18 protein-coding genes and 1 pseudogene are annotated in these 20,182 nt (G+C 50.4%); 9 read left to right on the forward strand and 10 right to left on the reverse strand.

The window, feature by feature from the left end; translation table 11 throughout:
- Nucleotides 1-39 precede the first annotated feature (39 nt).
- The gene (locus tag H7849_RS26905) at nt 40-1,308 is read left to right on the forward strand and encodes a lipopolysaccharide biosynthesis protein (RefSeq protein WP_251106323.1); all 1,269 of its coding nucleotides are present in this window, start codon (nt 40-42) and stop codon (nt 1,306-1,308) included.
- Between the two features lie 144 nt (nt 1,309-1,452).
- On the opposite strand, the pseudogene H7849_RS27545 reads toward H7849_RS26905, so the two are convergent.
- Both H7849_RS27545 and H7849_RS16770 read right to left on the reverse strand, forming a co-directional pair.
- Nucleotides 1,453-1,611: pseudogene (locus tag H7849_RS27545) on the reverse strand (ATP-binding protein); the annotation flags it as partial.
- 158 nt (nt 1,612-1,769) lie between these two features.
- Nucleotides 1,770-3,023: a right-handed parallel beta-helix repeat-containing protein gene (locus tag H7849_RS16770; RefSeq protein ID WP_186740859.1), complete on the reverse strand. Its 1,254-nt coding sequence runs from the start codon at nt 3,021-3,023 to the stop codon at nt 1,770-1,772.
- 100 nt (nt 3,024-3,123) lie between these two features.
- Here H7849_RS16770 and H7849_RS16775 point away from each other — a divergent pair, with 100 nt between their 5' ends.
- Entirely contained in the window at nt 3,124-3,306 is a 183-nt protein-coding gene (locus tag H7849_RS16775) for a hypothetical protein (RefSeq protein ID WP_186740861.1), read from the forward strand.
- 257 nt (nt 3,307-3,563) lie between these two features.
- On the forward strand, nt 3,564-4,883 hold the full coding sequence (locus tag H7849_RS16780) for a hypothetical protein (protein WP_186740863.1): 1,320 nt from the start codon (nt 3,564-3,566) through the stop codon (nt 4,881-4,883).
- Here H7849_RS16780 and H7849_RS16785 read toward each other — a convergent pair.
- Together H7849_RS16785 and H7849_RS16790 are read right to left on the reverse strand one after the other, a co-directional pair.
- On the reverse strand, nt 4,870-6,006 hold the full coding sequence (locus H7849_RS16785; protein ID WP_186740865.1) for a right-handed parallel beta-helix repeat-containing protein: 1,137 nt from the start codon (nt 6,004-6,006) through the stop codon (nt 4,870-4,872). The genes H7849_RS16780 and H7849_RS16785 overlap by 14 nt on opposite strands.
- A gap of 303 nt (nt 6,007-6,309) precedes the next feature.
- Nucleotides 6,310-6,756, reverse strand: coding sequence for a hypothetical protein (locus H7849_RS16790; RefSeq protein ID WP_186740867.1), 447 nt, complete (start codon nt 6,754-6,756; stop codon nt 6,310-6,312).
- 791 nt (nt 6,757-7,547) lie between these two features.
- Between H7849_RS16790 and H7849_RS16795 the strand changes: the two genes are divergently transcribed.
- The 3 genes from H7849_RS16795 to H7849_RS27555 all read left to right on the forward strand — a co-directional run bounded on the left by H7849_RS16795 (nt 7,548) and on the right by H7849_RS27555 (nt 10,419).
- Nucleotides 7,548-9,776: a TonB-dependent receptor plug domain-containing protein gene (locus tag H7849_RS16795; protein ID WP_186740869.1), complete on the forward strand. Its 2,229-nt coding sequence runs from the start codon at nt 7,548-7,550 to the stop codon at nt 9,774-9,776.
- Nucleotides 9,777-10,099: 323 nt separating this feature from the next.
- Entirely contained in the window at nt 10,100-10,309 is a 210-nt protein-coding gene (locus tag H7849_RS27550) for a hypothetical protein (protein WP_186740871.1), read from the forward strand.
- Nucleotides 10,310-10,323: 14 nt separating this feature from the next.
- Complete coding sequence (locus H7849_RS27555; protein ID WP_186740873.1) at nt 10,324-10,419, forward strand: integrase core domain-containing protein; 96 nt, start codon at nt 10,324-10,326, stop codon at nt 10,417-10,419.
- Between the two features lie 634 nt (nt 10,420-11,053).
- Here H7849_RS27555 and H7849_RS16810 read toward each other — a convergent pair.
- From H7849_RS16810 to H7849_RS16835, 6 genes are all read right to left on the reverse strand, one after another.
- Nucleotides 11,054-11,761: an FkbM family methyltransferase gene (locus tag H7849_RS16810; RefSeq protein ID WP_186740875.1), complete on the reverse strand. Its 708-nt coding sequence runs from the start codon at nt 11,759-11,761 to the stop codon at nt 11,054-11,056.
- 309 nt (nt 11,762-12,070) lie between these two features.
- Nucleotides 12,071-13,162 (reverse strand): glycosyltransferase family 4 protein, encoded by a 1,092-nt coding sequence (locus H7849_RS16815; protein WP_186740877.1) that lies wholly within the window; start codon nt 13,160-13,162, stop codon nt 12,071-12,073.
- Nucleotides 13,163-13,236: 74 nt separating this feature from the next.
- The gene (locus H7849_RS16820) at nt 13,237-14,178 is read right to left on the reverse strand and encodes an NAD-dependent epimerase/dehydratase family protein (protein ID WP_186740879.1); all 942 of its coding nucleotides are present in this window, start codon (nt 14,176-14,178) and stop codon (nt 13,237-13,239) included.
- 56 nt (nt 14,179-14,234) lie between these two features.
- Complete coding sequence (locus H7849_RS16825; RefSeq protein ID WP_186740881.1) at nt 14,235-15,161, reverse strand: class I SAM-dependent methyltransferase; 927 nt, start codon at nt 15,159-15,161, stop codon at nt 14,235-14,237.
- Between the two features lie 214 nt (nt 15,162-15,375).
- Nucleotides 15,376-16,239, reverse strand: coding sequence for a class I SAM-dependent methyltransferase (locus H7849_RS26920; RefSeq protein ID WP_186740883.1), 864 nt, complete (start codon nt 16,237-16,239; stop codon nt 15,376-15,378).
- A gap of 86 nt (nt 16,240-16,325) precedes the next feature.
- Complete coding sequence (locus tag H7849_RS16835; protein WP_222439673.1) at nt 16,326-17,315, reverse strand: glycosyltransferase family protein; 990 nt, start codon at nt 17,313-17,315, stop codon at nt 16,326-16,328.
- Between the two features lie 271 nt (nt 17,316-17,586).
- Between H7849_RS16835 and H7849_RS16840 the strand changes: the two genes are divergently transcribed.
- Genes H7849_RS16840 through H7849_RS16850 form a run of 3 tightly spaced genes read left to right on the forward strand, consistent with a single transcriptional unit; the run spans nt 17,587 to nt 20,158 of the window.
- Complete coding sequence (locus H7849_RS16840; RefSeq protein ID WP_251106821.1) at nt 17,587-18,834, forward strand: glycosyltransferase family 4 protein; 1,248 nt, start codon at nt 17,587-17,589, stop codon at nt 18,832-18,834.
- Nucleotides 18,831-19,544, forward strand: a complete 714-nt coding sequence (locus H7849_RS16845) for a GNAT family N-acetyltransferase (RefSeq protein ID WP_186740886.1) — start codon at nt 18,831-18,833, stop codon at nt 19,542-19,544. The genes H7849_RS16840 and H7849_RS16845 overlap by 4 nt, the downstream gene beginning before the upstream one ends.
- Nucleotides 19,538-20,158, forward strand: coding sequence for a sugar transferase (locus tag H7849_RS16850; protein ID WP_186740887.1), 621 nt, complete (start codon nt 19,538-19,540; stop codon nt 20,156-20,158). Before H7849_RS16845 ends, H7849_RS16850 begins: the two co-directional genes overlap by 7 nt.
- Nucleotides 20,159-20,182 lie beyond the last annotated feature (24 nt).

Here is a 20,182-nt window from a genome sequence, read left to right on the forward strand (position 1 = left end):
CTCGCCAGAAGTGTGTCAATACTCGCAGGTGGAACGGTGATGGCTCAAGTAATTGCCGTCATATCGTCGCCGCTTCTGACCCGCCTTTATAAGCCGAGCGACTTTGGAGCGCTCCAAATCTTTATTTCGGTGATGGGTCTTGCTCTGGTGGCAGCCACTGGCCGCTACGATGTGGCAATACTGCTTCCGGAGGATGAGCAGAGCTCGATTAATCTCATTGGATTGTCAGTCCTGTGTGTACTCTTTTCGGCCGCAGTCGTAACTGGAGTCGTCATTGTTTGTCACTATCACTGGATATTGCCCGCCAGTGTCCTTGTGTTGAGGGGACACTTGTGGCTTCTTCCCGTCAGCATAGTAGGAGCCGGCATGTATCAAGTGCTCAGCTACTGGGCAATGCGGCGCAGCCACTACAAGCAAATCGCTACTACCAAGTTCATGCAAGTTAGCGCGCAGGTAGGGACACAACTGGGCGTGGGCCTCTTAACCCACGGCTCTATCGGCCTGCTAATTGGAGATGCCGTTGGACGAGTTGTGGGAAGCGGGCGGTTCCTACGCGATCTATGGAAGGAATATGCGGACCAGGTTCGGGCTATTCGCCTGTCGCAGATGCTGAAACTCGCCCTTCGGTACCGTGAATATCCATTGATTTCGCTCTGGGGCGCTCTAATTAACTTCTCCGGCCTCGCGTTACCCTCATTATTTCTTGCCCAGTATTATGGGGCGCAGGATACCGGATGGTTTGCCTTGGTAAACCGTGTTTTGGGTGTTCCCGCTGCACTTATAGGAGCGAGCATCGCCCAAGTTTATACTTCCGAGGCGGCCAAACTCTCTCGATCCGATCCAAAGCGTCTCATGTACATTTTCCTCAAGACCACTCGGAGGATGCTGTATTTGGGGATTGCTCCATGTGCCGTATTCATGATGCTCGCACCTTCCATCTTTCAATTTATTTTCGGCCACATCTGGTACGAGGCAGGCATATATGCGCGCTATCTAGGATTGATGTTTTATGCAAGTTTCATCAACTCGCCCGTTACAATGACCTTAAGTATCCTTGAACGGCAAAGATCCCAACTTGTATGGGATGTGTCAAGACTAGCACTTACAATAGGTTCGATAACGCTTCCGTTTCATCTCGGCTTTGGCACGAGAATCGCAATCCTTTGCTACGGTGCAGCAATGACTTTAATGTATGGCATTCACTGGACACAGTCCTATTACGCCATAAAACACTGTGGGAACCGCCCTGGGCCTACGGCCTTGGCAGGCGTGGCAGTGACCTGCTCCCCTGGATCCGCACAAAACTGAGATGATTTTCGGATTCTTTGGTGAGGTTCCGTCGGGGAGGCTCCTGGATCCCGAGTCGCGACGCCGCCGGGCGTTCTTTGCCCAACATCCTTTTTGTTTTTGCCTTTGCATTGTCATTGGCTTTCTCCCGGACTGCCGGTTTTGATTCACCAAGCTACGTGGGCCGCACTTGAGCACGTGTCCGTGATGCAGCAGCCGATCCAGCGTAGCGGAGGCAGCTGCGCTAATCGCAAAGCAGCTTTCCCAATCTTCAACGGGTCTGTTCGAGGTAATCAGCGAACTGGCGCGTTCGTAGCGTCGCATGACTGATTTCCAGCAGTTCCTTCGGCGACCGCCGCCATCGCCTCGACGCGTTTACAAGGGGCCGAACAAGCCGTGTCGCTCGTTCTGTTCGCAAACTCGCTGATTAAGCAGGCGGAGGCACTGGCCAGAGCAAAACGATTTGATTTGATCCCCAGACTCTATGGCTGGTTATCGGGATCGTAATCCTCATACCACGTTCCAAAAGTATTTGGTGACACAACATTCCCGTATGATTCTATGGGAACGTCAAGGCTTAATTCAGGACCGATAGAAAGACCGATGCTATGTGGCCCCTGACCGCCCGCTAAATAGTTGTGTGTAATTGTGACGTTTTGCGCACCGCGCACGAGTATTCCAATTGCGCTTTGCTGCGAGGGCACGATACCGATCGAGTTTCTTTCTATGTTCCCATCGTGGACCGCGTAGAGCACATACATACCCACGTTAAGGCTGCTTGTTACCTTGTTGTGCCTAACATCAAAAAACCCGATCCCCAAATCAAGACCAAAGCTAGCATCTCCAATGGAAGAAAATTCATTTCCTCTCAACGTCAAATCGACTGTCGAGGCAAATTCGCTTAAGACTTTTCCGCTGTACGCAAAGCAGTTCCGGAACGTGACGTCTTGGGATAGAAAGCTATAGAGAGCCTGGCCGTTGCTCTCCTGGACGTTTAAATTCTCGACCACCACATGTTGGGCGTTGTAAATCGAGATTCCTGCCGTATGTATGCTGGAATCTGGCACCTCGACTGTGAAGTTTCGGAACCGAACGTGATGAACCGGGTTCACGACCTTGAAGAAGCCAAGGCCCGAGTAGACAGGATCCCAACTGTAGGCAATAGGGAAAGCTGTCCGAAAGGGAATTGTCACTCGTACAGTGTTGCCGACGGCAGAGGCCACTTGTACCCAGTCGATAGCCACAGGACCTATGTGCGAGTCATTGTCTGTGATGACTAGCCAGTCTCCCGGCCGCAACTTACTCGAATCGTCAACGGTCTGGAACGAACTGTCTCCGATTGAAATTGGCGCCGCGATCTGGCGACGATTGACATTTGTCTGTGTGATGGGGTTGAAGAAACTATCGCAAGAGGTGGTGAAAGCGCGATCATTCACACATCTTTCGAGCGGCAAACTGGGCTGGAAAATAAAAATCGTCTTGGGCCCGGATCCCTGAACTACTGTGTAGGGCCTCCGCACGACAATGGTACGGCGGAGGACATAAGTGCCCGGCGGCACAATTGCGCCTGCATCAACCAGCCCCTGTACATAAGCGGTATCGTCCTCGGAGGCAGCCGGCTCTTTTCCTACAGTCCCAATGGCTGACGGAAGATCGTGGCTCTCCACAATAGGGCTTTGCGCAATCGCCATGCTGGAAAGCAGTAGCACACACCAAAAAATGCGACCACGGGACACGCCACACCTCCAATTTACTGGACAATCGTAGTCCGTTCACATGATGCAGGGGAACAAGATTCGGGATGATTGGGTTCCATCCGGGGACATCTCCTGCCCCTTGGGCGGTATTTCACCATTCGCAAAAGTCCGGGCTTTGAAATGGTTCCCGCTAACAGGCAAAGGAAAAAAGCTTCATCCACTGCAGATGGCGCTGGCGATTTTGCACGAGAAGTTTTTACTAGGAAATGCCAGGGTTGGCAGGATTGCGAAGATCGAAAAGCGGAAAGCCGGGCAGGAATGAGAAAGGCCCTTCCTGTGGCGCAGATTCAGGCGCAATGTGGAAGCAATCATGCCTAGTCTATCGATGGAACGTAACAGCGTTGCGACGGTCGCAAATGATGTTTCACAGGAATTGGTGCGGCAGGAATTAATAGCCAATCTCTTGATGAGTGTTCAGAAGAGCCTGAGCGCTGGGAGGGAAACTCATCAAGACGGCCACCAAATCACTCTGCTCTCCGAGCAGCAGCGATGCAAGTCGATAACTAGTAGACTTGTTCCATGCAAGTCCCTTTTCGACAACTTTTGCGCATTGGAACACCGGGATGGGTCTTTCTCTACTGCGCGGCGTTCCATTGGGCATACATCGCATGGATTTCGCCATCCTGGGGATATCTCGGGGTCACGTACAAGGCTCCCGTGCCGGGACTGATGCTCCTCGCCTATACGTTGCCGATGATTCTGAGCGCATTTTCTCCTCGAACTATCACGCGGCCGAGTCAAGTTATCTATTGGTTCATCTTTTTTTCAGTGTATGTCCCGGCGCTCTTCGTGTCGATTTTCGTGCAATTGGATGAGGGCTATACGCTATTTCTGCTGCAATTGAGCATGACTGCGGGAATGTTGCTGATTGCCCTGTCATATCATTTGCACACCATAAAACTACCGCGCTATCCCGTAAGTCCGGAAATGTTCTGGGTAGCCTTCGCAATCCTTTACGTCCTCGCGAATGTTGCTGTCTTTCTCGTTTACCGGAATGAGATGAAATTCGCCGGTATCAAAGAGGTGTATGACGTCAGATTTGCTTCGCGGCAGGCAACGGCTGAACATCCGGGGATGACCTATGTGACTTCCCTGCTGGCAAATGTCATGAATCCGCTGCTGTGTGCTTATGGATGGAGCAAGCGAAAGTACCACCTCATCTTGATTGGTTGTGGAGGCCAGGTCCTGCTTTATATGGCGGCAGCGGCGAAGTCAGTTCTCTTGTCGATCGTTATAATCGCCGTCTTCTACTTCACCCTCAAGAAGGACCGCGGAGGATGGGTTCCTGCTCTCGCAATAGTCTTTGCTGCGGTGACATTCACTCTCCCGTTCCTTGCAATCCACTCGATTAGCGAACTGCTATTTGCAGCGGCTTCGGCAACGGTGGTACGCTCAGCAGCGCTTCCGGGACTGTTCATAGCCACTTATCAATATTTCTTTGAGAACTTCCCGCATACCTACTTATCGCATGTCACTGGCGTGAATCTATTCGTAACGAATCCTTATGAAAAGTCGCTAGGGCAGGAAATTGGCACTTTTTTCATGGGCTGGTCGGGCCCAAGAGGAACGGGAAATGAGAACGCGAGCTTCTTCGCGATGGACGGCATCGCGGGGTTTGGTTTGATTGGTATCCCGATTATTGGAATTATTTGCGCCTTCATGTTTTGGTTTCTCGACAGTTGTGCGCGAAATTACCGGCTTGCCTTCATCGGCGCGGCACTGAGCATGTGTATGATCTCGCTGACAAATGCATCACTGTTCACGACGCTTTTGGGCGGAGGTTTGCTGCTCTGGATGCTGCTCTTTATCTATATGCCACGGAACTTCACTGATGCTTAACGTGGGCTTGCATTACCCGATTTTCTGCATTGTTTTCAATCTTGGTGTCGGTTGCATCTTTCTCTTCGAGCACTGCTGTTGGAGCTCCGTCAATCGTGTTGTTGCGTATGAGCGTGTGACTCTGAGCGACACGTAAATGGACTCCCCACGCCCCAGCATTGTGGATTTGATTTTCCTCGATCGTCACGTTTTTTGTTGTCGCGAGGCATATTCCACCCTTGTGGTCTGACTGGATGATATTCCCCTTGATTTCTCCGGTGTCGGTGCCATTGAGAGCGATGGCCGCGGCTGGAAGTGAGGCATCGTCCATCTTTTGCGTTGAATTTGATACAACATTCCCTTCAACGTGAACGTTGTTAACCGCAACGAAATAGATCGCACTGCCAGCGGTGTTGCTAACCTGGTTGTTGAGGGCGGAATCGTCCGTGAGATCGGGTTTGCTGTGGTCTACCAGGTAAAAGAGAATTCCGTAGCCGTTGTTTCTGCAGGGATTTACACAAGTATTCCCCTGATCGATGACATTGTTTGAGACGATAGAATTCTCGGTATCGAATAATCCGATAGCGATGTTGGCCACGTTGTTGTGAATTTGATTGTGATCTACATAAACGTGTTCCGAGCGTTTCTTGTAATAATTCCAGATTGCGAGAGAGGTCTTCTGCGAATCTGAGCCGATATCGGTAAACGTACTGTTGGTGATCCACACGCCGTCAACACTATTGAGAACGATTCCTGCCGTCGAAATTGGAAGCGTCCCGCGGATGCCATCGATCTGGAGACGGTCGAGGTGGATGTTTTGGCTGTTCGTGATCTCAATGCCATGAGCAAGGCTCGATCCGGCGCCCTGGATCATAAAGCCGGATAATAAAACATTCGATTGGTCATTGATGATGAAGGCAGCTTCCAGCGGGGTGGCTGATCGGAAGAGCAATGTGCTCTTTGCTGTACTGGTAATTGACAGCGAATGTGGAATCTGGAGCGCCGAAGTCAGCAGATAAGTTTTTCCGTCCAATTGGATATTGCCGCCAGCATTGATCGCAGCAATAAAGGCTTTGGTGTCATCAGTCCTGGCATCTCCCTTGGCTCCGAATTGAGCAATGGAAACAGGCTTTGCCGCTGGCATCGTAAACTGCGGGATTTGAAATAACAAGAGAGCCAGTATTAATCCCACGGCGAAACTCCCAGTTCTTTGCATCTGCGACGATGGCGAATCATATAGGCAGCGGAGAATGATATCAAGCACAGGCCTGCAGGGATCATAATCGCCAAATCAATGGCTTTAGGGATATCGAGAGCATATGTGCCCCCAAGTCCAAAAGTCTACGATGAATAATCGGAAGGCGATATATTCACCCGAAATCCTGAATCCTGGGCGCGAGTTTCATGCCGTCCTCTGACCGTTCGTCATAGAGTTGCAGAAGAAATTTCATGGTTGTGGTTGCGCTTCCTTATCAGAGGACTCTGCAGATTTGCTGGCCGATGAAGGATGTGTACTCTTGCTCCCAGTCTTTTTGCTGGCGGATTCCCATTCGGGTGTCGGTTTCGGTTTTTTCTCTTGCTTTTCGGCCATCCTTTGAAGCTCTATTTTAGTCTCAAGGCCCGAGGATTCGCGCATCATCCTGCGAAGCTTGACTGGACTTTTATAGCTGGATTGCTCAAACTCCTCGGGGTCAGATGTCGATTTCGCCCCCAAGGAATAGGGCTGCTTGGTCGGTGAATAACCCATCGCAGACGGAATTTCCATAGAGTTGGGTTGGGGTTCGGAATTGACATTCGGCTCTGAATTCTTCAGGGCTGTACCAGTGAGGGTTCCAGGACACTCATTTCCGCTTCTATGGCTGGCGGCGGGGGTGCTGGAAGAAGATGCTGGCATAGTCTGCCACCCGACTCCAGGCTGAAAACAGACTCTCGATGGTGCTCCTGGCGTGGTCATTTTGCCCATCGGCATATACATGCGCGTTATAGCCTGCTGCGCCATCGGCTGCATCTTCGGCTGAACCATGGATGTTGGACCGGCGTGGGAATGCTCAAGAGACCCGGATGGGACCTGCTCAGTGGCTAGATCGGATGGAATCTGTTCAACCGATGAGGGTACCTGCGGAGCAGATGAAACCTGCTGCTGAGTCTGAGCGAACGCTGCCGCTGCCAAACACAGGAAGAGTACCCAGATGGCGAGACGCATAGGAAAAGTATACTCACGCGGCGGAATCCTATCCAAATCTCCACAGACAATCAAACGAAGAAGCCCGGCAAAAGCCGGGCCATTTCGTTTATGGAAGATTAAGCCTGATCATCACCTCATCTCTTAATAGATTCCAAAGCCTCTAGAAATCTACCCCTTTTTTCGCGGTCATCTTCTAATATGGCTCGATCACGCGCTCCGACTCCAGTTCACTCAGCTTCGCGGCGAGTTCACGCGTGAGCGCGTATTTATCTCGAATAACCCGGTGGAGGAAGCAGGTTATTCGAGTCTTTGTTCACAATCATGTCTGTGGGCATGGTGCCATTCGTGATACATGGACAGGGGCGCAGGATGTGTCCTACATGAAACACTCGTAGGCATACCTTCTAAGCAATAGTCTTAGAATTTCCTAATTCCATCTGCCTATTTCTGGCTAGCTGCATTTCCCATCGCCGCCGATAAGGAAAAGGCGGGAGGTGGATATGGGAAATGCGCGGATTATGCTCGTGGCTAGTGCCCTGATATCCAATGCAATCTGCTGCTGGGGCCAAGCTGTGGCAAGGGAATATCTCGCTTCGGATTCCCATGCGCCTGAGTTAAATGCAAAAGAAACAACGAGCGCGTCGCCGCTCCAGATCATTCCCATTGTCGTCAATGCGACGATTGAAGTGAATGGCCAGCAAAACGATAACAAAATAAAGGGAGTTGCCCCGCTCCATGCGAGCCGGGAGGACATTCTTTCCTCGGCAGGAACCTATGGTGACTTCTCTCGATATCTGCAGCTTTTCCCGGGTGTCGCCTTCAATAATGACGAGAGCGATGACCTGATTGTTAGAGGCGGAAATCCCATCGAGAATCTCTATCTGGTAGATGGCATTGAAGTGCCGAATATCAACCATCTTTCAACTGAAGGCACCACGGGCGGCCTCGTCTCGATGATCGACACGGGATCAATTCAGGGTGTAGATCTGCGCACTGGTGGCTATGACAGTTCCTATCCAGAACGTCTCTCATCAGTGGTTTCAATTCAGACGAAGCAAATTGATGGCAGAAAGCGAAGAGAGCAGGGAGAAGTGGGCACCGTTGGGGCTGGAGGCCTCGTGGAGTTTCCACTGTCGGGGCAGGGAGGCGTTCTAGCTTCGGCCCACCGAAGCCTATTGAACCTGTTCACCAACGATATTGGGTTGAACGGTGTCCCGATATTCGAGAATGCTCTTGGAAATGCAACGATGAATCCCTCCGCGAGGGATAAGATCACGCTTCTAAGTCTGTCAGGGGATGACTCGATCGCGATTCAGCCATGTGCTAAGGACATCAGGGAAACGAACACAATCAATACTCAGTACAGCGGCTGGCGTACGACAAACGGAATGCGCTGGCAACACTTGTTCTCTCCATCTGCCTTTGGCATCATGACCCTTTCCGATTCGGAACAGCACCAGCACATCAACCAGCAGGATCAGTTCCTTGGCGCCGTCAGCGAGAAATGGAGCACATGCGATCTTCCAGCAAGTGCCTTCACGCCGATTACGGTCTACCAGGAACTGACAAATGACGGCGTCACGAATCTTCGCTACGACTATTTCTCGCAACTGGGCACCCGCATCAACCTGAAGATGGGCGGAGCGGGAAGCTTGAAGCGGTTCAATTACAAAATAGCGCAACCGACTGGCGCACAATCACCGCTCAGTCTCAATCCGGCGCGATCGGATGCCACAAGTTTTGCTCCGCGTCTTTCCTCGGGCGAAACGGGATTTTATGTCGAGGGCAGCTTTCAGTTTACCAAGCAATTCTCCGCCAGCCTAGGCGGGCGCATACAGACATTCGCGATTGATGGATCAAGCTCTGTGACTCCTCGAGCAGCACTCAACTATCGGATGAGCGAGCATACTGGCCTTTACGCTGCATTCGGCGATTATGCTCAGCTCGCACCTGCAGCCTACCTTTTCGCCTTTCCCCAAAATCGTCACTTATTGCCAATCCGCGCACGGCATTATATTGCCGGGGTCAATCTCTGGGACAGTCACGCGATCAAGACAAAGATCGAAGCTTACAAAAAGGAGTATTGGGACTATCCGGTCTCAACCGAATATCCGTCTTTGTCGCTCGCAGATATGGTTGATAACCTGGGAGAGCAGTTCATCTGGCTGCCACTCACTAGTAGCGGCCTTGGGCGATCAGAAGGAGTTGAACTGAGCGCCGAGAGCAGTATTCCCAGCCATCTTCATACTCAGGCGAATGTTGCGTATGCCCGTAGCGAATTCGCAGGACTCGACGGAATCTTCAGGCCCGGAAATTTGGATTATCCATTTGTCGGAAACCTGATGATGACCTACATGTCCGGGAAACGATATGAGGCAAGCGCCCGCTATGAGTACGCTTCGGGAAGGCCCTATACGCCATTTCTGCTTGCCGCATCCATCGCACAAAACAGACCGATCTACGACACGAGCAGGATCAATGCTGTTCGTGGGCCGGTCTATAGCCGTCTGGATTTCCAGGTGGATCGAATATTCAATCTCGGCGATCGAAAGCTGGCAATCTATGGAGGACTGCAAAATGCCTTCAATCGCGAGAACTTGTTGGCCTATGAGTGGCTGCCGCGATGCACTACAAGCGGCCGCTGTATGCAGGGCTACGATAACGTTCCCGTCTCACCGATCTACCAGATACCGCTGTTCCCAAATATCGGAGTGCGCTATTGGTTTTAAATCGGCGGCCGAGGGTTGAGATTCCCCTCGTCGGCACGAACACAATTTTTTGCATTGCGGGCAGAACATGCGCTCGCGGTCCAGCCACATCAGTTCATTCGATTGGATCTTGTATCCGCACTCAGGACATGGAGTGCTCAGGTCGAAGGCTTTAGGGTCGATATGATGGAAGGTGAACGTGGAGATTACAGAGGTAACAGCGGGAGAATCCCTACCAACAAACGATAGTTTTGTGAGATATCTCCTAATCTTGACTTGGCTGTTCTTTCTCATCGTTGTCAACTCCTCAACTCCCGATGAGCGGCGCCAGCCAGGAGTGGGCCTTGGACTTCGCTCACGATGTGCTTGCGGTAGAACGTGTGATTCGAGTGCTGAGCGTTGATGCTTTTACGCGAGAGTGCCTGGTGCTGGAACTGGACACCGGCTTCGCCAGTCGGCGCGTAACACGGGTGCTGGATGAGTTCATCGCCATGCGCGGGCGCCCGGTGATCGGCCCGGAACTCACCAGTGTCATTTCCTGGCTTGGGCACTGAAGTGGAAGCTTGAGTTGCGACATATCCAGCCGGGCAAGCCAACGCAGAACGGACATATAGAAAGCGCTCACGACCGATTGCGCGAAGAGTGTCTGCGCGCGTCGCCATAACCCAGAACCATAGAATTGACGTGAGCTCCGCTCACTTGGCAAACGCCTGCGGCGTTTGCCACTTTCCCACAGCTCCGGTGACAGCCTAAATTTACAGGGTCAACTCTGCGGAGTCCGGGGCGGGCCAGCAGAGGGCCAGAAAATCATCCGACACGATATTCGTAGAATTAACGACCAATATTCCGTCGGCCAAATCTGTCCCTGAGCCAGGAAATAGTGAAGACTCTAGTTCAACATCAGAGCCGCATACGATGGCAGACCCATGTTCGATCGGCTGATTCGTAATAAATCGTAACGGAGTAAGATCGCCGCCCGTTATCGAAATTGGTTTTGCGGTCTGGGGTATCAGCAGAGTTGATGCCAGGATATTACTACCATTATCTAATTGAGGACGTACGCCGACTATTGACTGCAGCTGTGATTGCAGCAAAAAAGACTTCGTATCATCAGGTTTACTGTCTCCTTCTGCTCCGAACTGTGAAACAGGAAAGGTTTTTGTCTTCTAGTTACAGTCAAAACTGGAGGTAAAGGCACATGCGCACTTACACTCGGAGCCAAGGAGAAACCATATTGTTCTTCGTAATGCTGATCATGCGACACCCGAGAGGGATGTTTCAAATCATTGCGGCATTTTCTAACCTTGGCTATGTCTAAAGAGCATGTTACAGCCCAGACTCTTAATGTTTTCATAGCAATGACTGGTCAAAAACTGGCTGATTTCCAATCTCCTGATGTCATCGTTTGCCTCGCATATGACGATCTCGGGCTGTATCAATTCCCAGTCAACTCCGCGTAATACCGCCATGTCATGGCCCTCGGTATCGACGGAGAGGAGAGAGATCGGATGAGGAGCAAGATGCGTATGGTACAAGTCAGCGACGGACATCATCGGAACAGAATATTCGCGGAATAACTTCGCTGATCCGGCTGCAATCATATTTGCAGCTTCCTGCGGGTCACAAGTGGAAAGAACAGATGGGATCATCTCGTAGAATCTTAGATCACCATCACCGTCTCCAACCGCTGCATTTACTTGGATGTCCCGTGGACGGAACCGTCTATGCTTTGCATACAGCCTGTGGATAGGTTCAATAACCAATCCCCTCCATCCCATCCTATAGAGCAAATAAGTATTGCTTAGACTGAATGGGTGGTTGCCGCCAACCTCGATATAAAGTCCTTTCCGATCGCCAAAATAGTCGCGCAGGAATAAATCCTCGCCAAACTGCGAAAAGCTCCGGCGGCTGGCAACCTTCGACAGCTCTCTGTAATCACGGCCTCGGTCTAAGAGGCCATAGACTCCAGATCTATGCAACGCATAAATTAAACTGTTTTTATTCATTGTCTTCCGGCGACCGCTTCAATTATACACTTCCGAAATAGCTCCCCGGCTGTAATTGTGATCGAGGAAAGTTGATGAGTGGGTCCACGTCTTACTTAGGCTGCCGGAGAACGTGAAATGGTTACCCACGTCAGGGCCTGATTTGCGCCTTTTCTGTTCGAACGATATTGTTCGAATTCACCTTGACTCGAGGTTCGATCCCAGTTCTAAAGCTATATGTCCAACTTCGAATAGTTGACTTGAAGGTAGTCACTAACCGGCGGATACTTTGTACGGAAAGTTCGGTTGAGAAAAGAAAGCCACACTAAACTAGGCTAACGCACGCTCGACAGTATACGAAAAGTCTGCGGCAAATTGACTCACTCTCTTCCGAGAAGCGGTCGAGGCAAGTTTTTCCATCTCATGGCGTGAAGAAGCAGGTAAATTTTTCTGCTGAGACATTAGCGCGGCAAGCCGTTCTGCTTCATGCGGATCAAAAAAAAGAGCAGAATCTCCAGCCTGCTCCTGATGCACCGATAGATTTGAAAGAAGCATGGGCACTCCAAGCGACTTTGCCTCTTCAACAGTCGAACTCCACCCTTCCGACAAGGAGGGATTTATCATTGCAGTGCAGGCGCGCATCAACGCGAACACATGCTGACGAGGCACAATCCCAAGAAAGCGGAAATTTTCTTTTAGTCCGAGCGAACCAACAAGCGATTGAAGCGTTTCATAATGATGCGGATGCCGATAGTCCTCCGGCTTGCCTGAAGCCGCCACAACAAGATCAATGCCTTTTTGCCTTAACACATGCAGCGCTTCGATTACAATTCGATGGTTCTTGTGCTTCCAAAACTGATTCGGCAGGTAGAAATATTGCTCAGGTAAATTGTAATTGTTCACGATCGGGCGAAGGCCTTCAAAATCGGACGCGTCAGGGGGTAGAACCGCAAAGCGAACAACTGAGGTTCTACCGATAGACTTCGGAAAGAACCTTTCGCAATCACGCCGGCTATCTTCACTGCTTAACATGATGTGCCGCCCACTTAGTATCTGCGCACGAAAACCTAGATCGCGTTTCCAATATGCTCCAAAGGTGAATAGTTCTCTTAAGTGCCGATGCTGGAAATCCGGTAGCCAAGCTATGGATGGAACCGGAAAACGCCAGCCACAAAATTGCGCTGATTCGAACAAGACGTCGATTCGATGTTTTCGTAGGGACTGGGCTGCCGCACGATCACAACCTGTAATTAGAGCATCGCGCAGGCGCTGGCTTTTTCTCTCATCGTCAAATTCGGCAGAGCGGACTACCTCCACGCCAGAAATGGCACCAAAAGGTTCGATATTCGACAGCGGGGCATCTATACCCACAAACAATACCGGTTGTATGCGATTTCTGGCGTGTTCGGTCAGTACACGCATTAGATTCACTAGGTAATTATAAACACCAGTTCCTGTCCAATTTACGCCACCTATAAGTGGGAAAGCCACTCGCGTCAAACACCGCTCCTTGAATATTGCAAGTACCACTGCACGAAATCGTGAACACCTGTATCGACCGGAATATTCCATCGAAAGCCCATTGCTTGCAGCATGCTGCCATCCGCCACCAAGCTATACGGGTCGCCGGGCCTGGACTCGCCACTGAAGGTCACCCCGGCCGCCGTTGGCCAGCACTTCAGTACCAGTTCCACAATCCTGGACACACTTGTCGCATTTCCCGATCCAGCATTAATAATCGGTGTCGCCCCGGAATCAAATGAGAAGTCCATCATTAGCTCTAATGCCCGTACGACATCGCGAACGTCAGTCCAGTCACGTAACTCCTCACCGGTACCGCCAAGCTTTAACTCGTCTTTGTTCGAGGAAAGTCTTGAGCACATATCCCACAAAAGCTGCTTTTTCAGCCAACTTCCATATACTGAGAAAAGGCGTAATACAACTGCTGATAGCCCATAGCTCGCCGCATATGAGCGACACAGATTTTCCATCATTAATTTGTGATAACCATATGGCGAGAAGGGTCTGTGCGTTTGGTCTTCGCGGATATGGCCCGAGTGACCTGATCCATAAACGGCCGCGCTCGATACCGCAATGATCCTGGCTTTTGGCGCCTCAAGGCGCATCCATTCCAATAATTCAGCCGTAGTCGCCACCGTGCGCGTGAAATCTTCGCGTGGATTGGCAATCGCCGCTCCGACCGATGACCCTCCAGCCAAATGAAATACATGATCAGGTGCGCCACCCTCTCGCGCCAACTGCTGCAGGTTGCTCGAGTGAATTTCGCCATTGAGCCAGCGCCGAACGCCCCACGCTGCGGCCTCGGACTGCGGCCACGCACCGTGCCCGATGCCAGCCACTTCGTGTCCTTGACGAGAAAGCCACGCCGCAAGATGGCGGCCGATAAAACCATGAGTTCCTGTAATCCAAATACGCATTTACGACGAGCCCTAAAATCCTAACAATACCCTCGTTCTGATAACCGATCTCGTACCTAAGATCGCATCAACACAATTCGACAGAAGAGATAGTCCCTTGTAGTGGTGGGAAGCAATTTAGTCTTAATCAGCAAACGATCGACAAAGTTGAGTAGGGGAATGATTCTTAAGGCCGCTCGTGAGGCCCGATCTTCATCTCTCAACGTGGCCGCGTATTGGGCAGCACGGAGTCCAAAATAAGTAACCGGGGTGATTTCCATAATTTCAAAGTAGGGCGAAAACAGGCTTCGAATCTCATCGGTGTCAAACGGTACCTCCTTAGGGGAAAAGAACCATCCTTTATCCGTTGCGAGGTCCGCTAGTCTTTGAGTCGTTTTGCGGACAGTCTCATCCGCAGGAAAGCCTGCAAAACTACAAAACGCTAGTAAGTAAAAGAGCGCATTGATCGCTTTTCCTAATAAGCTGCCAAGCAAATGCTTTTGATCGAGATAGACGGGTTCAACAAGAATGACCGGGAAGCCCCTCGGACTGCGGCCCAAGAGCTCTGAAAACTCAACTAGTTCAGGAGTACTCAAATGGTGAATGCCGCAATGAATGAACGCTCCATCAAATTGACCGGACTGAAACGACTCGTTCATCCCGTTGATATCCATTTGGACATAATCGCAATTGGTTTGGCCAATCTCTGCCGCCTTCAACCGAGCGATTTGAATCTGCATTTCAGAGAAGTCCACACCTGTCACTCTAAGCTCCGATGACGCCAGAATTCGTCCCGGCCACCCAGACCCGCAGGCAATCTCCAATATCCTGAGGGGTTTCACTTCTTTAAGTCGCAGAAATATCCCCCGGATATCTTCAATGTATCTCTGTCGTACCCCGACGCAAAGCGGCTGCGAGAGGCCCCAAATCCTCTCAATATGCTCAGCGTTCGCGTCCCACCACTCCACTTCTTGACAGTCCCACTCTGGAGTTGTCTGCGGCATTCGCGGCCTTCTAGCAAATGCTTGCATCGTATCTGGGCTCCTTATTTATGTTGCAATGAAACACTGAAACCCCCTCTGCAGGTTCAACAGGGAATGCGGGATCTTACGAACATTGCCCATCCATGAGAATTCCGACGCAAACGCTGACTTTGGGTGCCCCAGGCAAAAATGTAGGTGAAGAGCCCGCCGGGACAAAGCCCGCCATCGTCTGTGTTCACGCGACTAGCTGCATACATGCTAGACCACGCGCAAATGCTGCGAAATCCGGGCCAAAGTTTTTTTCCTGATGTATGTCGAAACAAGTCGCTTCAGTTAGATCACCAGGATCAGCACCGTGCCAACCACTTGGAGAATATCCGAAGTATTCGATCTCGTGATACTTGGGCTTAAAATCGTCAAGCACCATCTGCACCATCTGTGCGTCAAACACTTGAAACCAACCACGCTTACATGCCTTTCCATATGGCACTGTAATGTAGCAGATTCCGCCTGGACGAATGATTCGACGGAATTCGCGAATTGCGGCGCGAAAATCCCTTGATTCACTTTCCCGCTTAGTTTCGTCAGGCGTATAAAGCAACGTATTATCTAAGCCGATATGTTCGATCGTTGATATGCTGACAATAGTATCGAATGTTTCAGATCGGAACATGCACGCGCGGAGATCTTCAAACACATATGAAATCCCCTGCCTCCAATAACACTGCCTTTCCGGTGCTAGAGTGCAAATCGCGAGTTTTGACTTACTAACAGGGGCTCTTTTTAAAAGAAAACTATGATTGAGGGTCGACCCAGCGTCCAGCATTAGTCCCGGATTACTCGGCAATCGAGAATATACCCATGGATATTCGATAACACGCTCATCCAGCCTGTACCCATAGCCTTCCGGGAGGATAGAACCCGGCTTGAGTAATTCGGCGTCGATTGAATTTTCGATTTGTCGCCGTTTCGCAGTGTAGTATCCGAGGCCCCATGGGCGGCGTCCCCGTGCTATGTAGAACGGATAGCACATGGCGTCGAGCCATCCTTTCACTTTGAAAGGAATCATATCCTTCAATCCGAGCGAATTTCTGAGCATTTCTAGATCCCAGGCAAAAATTAAGCTTTGTTAAGGTCCCAAAATGATACTAGGCTGTTCCTTACTTCCTCGCGAATAAACCCATGCTAAATATCGCTAACCAACCGAGTGAACTCCTCCCATTGGCCTTCTTTATTGTAAAGAGAACGCATCACCCGAGTAGCTCGTTTCGCCATCTCTGCATAGCACGTCCAATCGTTAAGAACGCAACGAACCAATCCATGCGCTTTGGATGGAGACGCATAAGTTAGCAGGGTTTCATTATCTCGCATACCATCAGGATATACGCCCGCATCGCTCAGAAGTAATGCAGAACAACCCATTGCCTCAAAACAGCGCATATTTCCCCGGTCTTCGCCCGCCATGTCGATAGCTCCGTTCAGAACGATCTTAGACTTTGAAATTAGTGAATATAAACGCCGTCCAAAGACTGGATCGCGGGAGATAGCGCGTATCTCTTTGGGGCGTCGGTACTTGCCCAATGGTGCCAATCGGCCCAACGGAGATTCCGCTAGGCGCGTAAATCGGGAACGATTAAGACAGAATTCAATTCGATAATGATCTCTTAGAGCTGCCACTGCTTCCAACACTGCCGCGCGTCTGGTGTGATGTCTCGAATATCCTCCGACGAACAACACATCAATAGGACGGTCATTATTGAGCGCATATTCGTCCATCACGGGATCATGAGCAGGAGCAAAATAGGCTGCCCTCCATCCGCGCGCCTCATAGCTCTTCAGGATAGTGGGAAAGTTACAGACTACCAAGTCATATCGACTGAAGTCTGCCCCCGGGGACGGAGCAGCGCGCCAAGCAACAGTCCTTCGGACGCAGCCCGGCAACTTGCGAACGAACTCGCTACTGTATCGCATTGGATCTAAGTTATAGAAAACCTCAGTGCGGTGAGACTCGATCTGGGCAAGTAGGATACTTTCTAGACTCGCATTTGGTGACATTCCCTGTTCGCGCGCCCAGGTGCGCTGCAGTATTTCATCATCTCCATTCGTAAAGAAAGCTGTGCAGCTGCCGGCCAGCACAGGGGCCAGAAAATGTAGGGCCCCAAAGCGATCTTCCAAGAACATCTCGACCTGAGCGTTAAACGTCGTGGCTTCTCGATTGACTTGGTGGAAGTGAGAAAGATAAGGAGCGTACACCCCGGAATTCTGAAAAAGCCTCATAGTTTAGAATAAACATTGTCGCACATCACGATTAAGAATTTAATCATCAGAAAATGCATTGCTTCCAACACACGGCGCTCAGCTATCTAAAAGTGCCTGTCGAATCATCGTGATAATCTGAGGTCGAATGAGAGTCTTAATCGTCTCGGCGGTATTTCCTCCGGAACCAATGGTATCCGCACAGACGAGCGCGGCGATCGCAAAAGAATTATCGCGATGCGGTCATTCCGTACGCATCTTCGCTCCTTTTCCCAGTCGTCCACAAGGGCGATTGTATAAGGGGTACACCCGGTCACTGTACTCAACCAAGATGATGGATGATGGGTGCGTACTAACCAGTTGCTTCGGCACATTCTCTCCAAGTTCTACAATGTTAAGCCGCTTTGCGGAAAACTTGTCGTTCGGAATTTCATCCGGCTTACGAACGTTGTTGTGCAAGCGCCCCGATGTGATCTATTCAAACACATGGCCAATCTTTGCCACGGGAATAGTAGCAATCATAGCGAGACTGCGCGGTATTCCTCTCGTGTTAAGTGTGCAGGATGCCTATCCTGAATCCCTTGAGTCTCAAGAACGTTCGTCCACGCGTCAGTGGCTCTACAGACTGTTGAAGCGAATGGATGCCGCGACTAGTCGTTCGGCCGCACAGATCGTTGTCATATCAGACCGTTTTCGGCGACTCTATGCGGAAGAGCGTGGGATCGAAGCGGACCGCTTGCATGTCATTCCCAATTGGGGAAAGGAAGATTTCATCGCCACCGATACATCCAGGGCTCTGGCGTTCCGTCGCCGCCTCGGGATTGCTGATGACGCGTTCGTGGCTGTTTATGCGGGCAATGTAGGAATGGCTTCAAACGCCGAGATGCTGGTGGATGTATTTGATCGATTGAAAAATCACCGAAAGCTATTCCTGGTGATCGCGGGCGATGGCTCGCGTTTACCAACATGCCGCGAGGAAATTGAAAGAAAGCAATTGGACAATGTGATCATTCACAGTCCATGGAAAGTTGAAGAGACCGGGTCTGTTCTGCAAATGGCGGATGTTTTGTTATTGCCAACAAAAAGGAGTCAATCACTTAGTTCAATTCCATCGAAGCTCATCTCTTATCTCCTTTCGGCGCGCCCGGTAATCGCTGCGGTTCTACCGGAATCAGACACAGCTTTGACCTTACTTGCAACAGGAGCTGGATGGGTCGTTGATCCTGATTCATCTGAAATAATTGCGCATGCCATCATAAGGGCAAGCGGGCGGTCTAAAGATACGTTGAATCAGATGGGTGCGGCAGGACGAGAATATGCACTTCATAATCTTACGCGAGAATTCACATTGCCTCGTGTCTTGCACGTCATCTTGAAAGCCGCAGGATTCCAAGGCGTTAAGGAGAAGCTTCCCCAAGGAGTGAGTCTTAGTCGATGACGTCGCGCTATGATTATTCCGTAATGCCTTGCAATCTCAAGGTGATTTCTGCTAACCGCTCGCACGTGGATGCCGTCGTACAAATTCACTTAGATGCATTCAAAGGATTCTTTCTCGAATCACTGGGAAGACGCTTTCTACGCGAACTCTATCGTGGATTCATCGTCGAGCCATCAGGCATCTGTCTAGTAGCGATTAGCATAGATGGGATTGTAACGGGATTCGTCGCTGGGACAATACAGCCCGAGGGATTTTTTCGGCGACTACTTCAGCGTCGGGGATTTGCATTTCTGTGGGCGGGCGCGGCGTCGTTTCTCCGTCATCCTATACGTGTTGGAAGAAAATTCGTCTTTGCTATCCATTATCGAGGCGAAAAGCCTACTAACGTGAGTTCTGCGGCCCTTCTTAGCAGTATTGGCGTTGCTCCAGAGGCAAAGGGCAAAGGAATTGGACGAGCCCTACTTGCATCATTTTGTGAAGAAACGAGGAAAGCTGGGGTTCTCAATATTTTTTTGACCACCGATCGAGATAATAATGAATTGGTCAATACCTTCTATCGGGTCAATGGATTTCAATTGAATAGTTCGTTTTTAAAAGAACGAGACCGCTGGATGAATTTATACAGTCGCTCTTGCGCAGAAATAGATCAAGATATCAAAGAAATATCAACCAACATTATTTATTCCCTAGGATCATCCAGCAAATGCTGAAGCGGGGTTTTGATATCGCTGTATCAGGGCTCGCATTATTGCTGCTATGGCCCCTTATCTTATTTATGGCAATATTGGTGCGGCTCGACTCACCGGGACCGTCGTTTTTTCTCCAAATCAGGATTGGTAGAAACTTCCGTAGATTTCGCCTTTGGAAGCTTCGTAGCATGACCAATGGCAATTCTGGCGCAGAAATCACTAGCGGGCAAGAAGCTCGTATCACACGAATTGGTGGGTTCCTTCGCAGATTTAAGTTTGATGAGCTACCGCAGTTATGGAACGTATTTTGTGGAGATATGAGTTTTGTCGGACCTCGTCCAGAGGTCGCGACTTTTGTCGAGCAGTTTCGCTCAGATTATGAAGAAATTCTTCGCGTGCGGCCGGGAATTACTGATCCTGCTTCCATCCGGTATCGACACGAGGCTGAACTCTTAGGCGCTGCACCAGATCCAGTGAAACACTATACAGGAGTAATCCTTCCAGACAAGATTAAGATTAGCAAAGAATACTTACGTTCGCGGAACTTCCGAAAAGATATGGCCATTATCATTCAGACTATCACTGCTATCTTCCGCAGGGATAAACCGATTTCGCCTTCGCCTAGCATGTTATGACTCTGGAAAGGCAGCATATTGTTT

It is taken from the genome of Alloacidobacterium dinghuense (assembly GCF_014274465.1).
Classification (GTDB): domain Bacteria; phylum Acidobacteriota; class Terriglobia; order Terriglobales; family Acidobacteriaceae; genus Alloacidobacterium; species Alloacidobacterium dinghuense.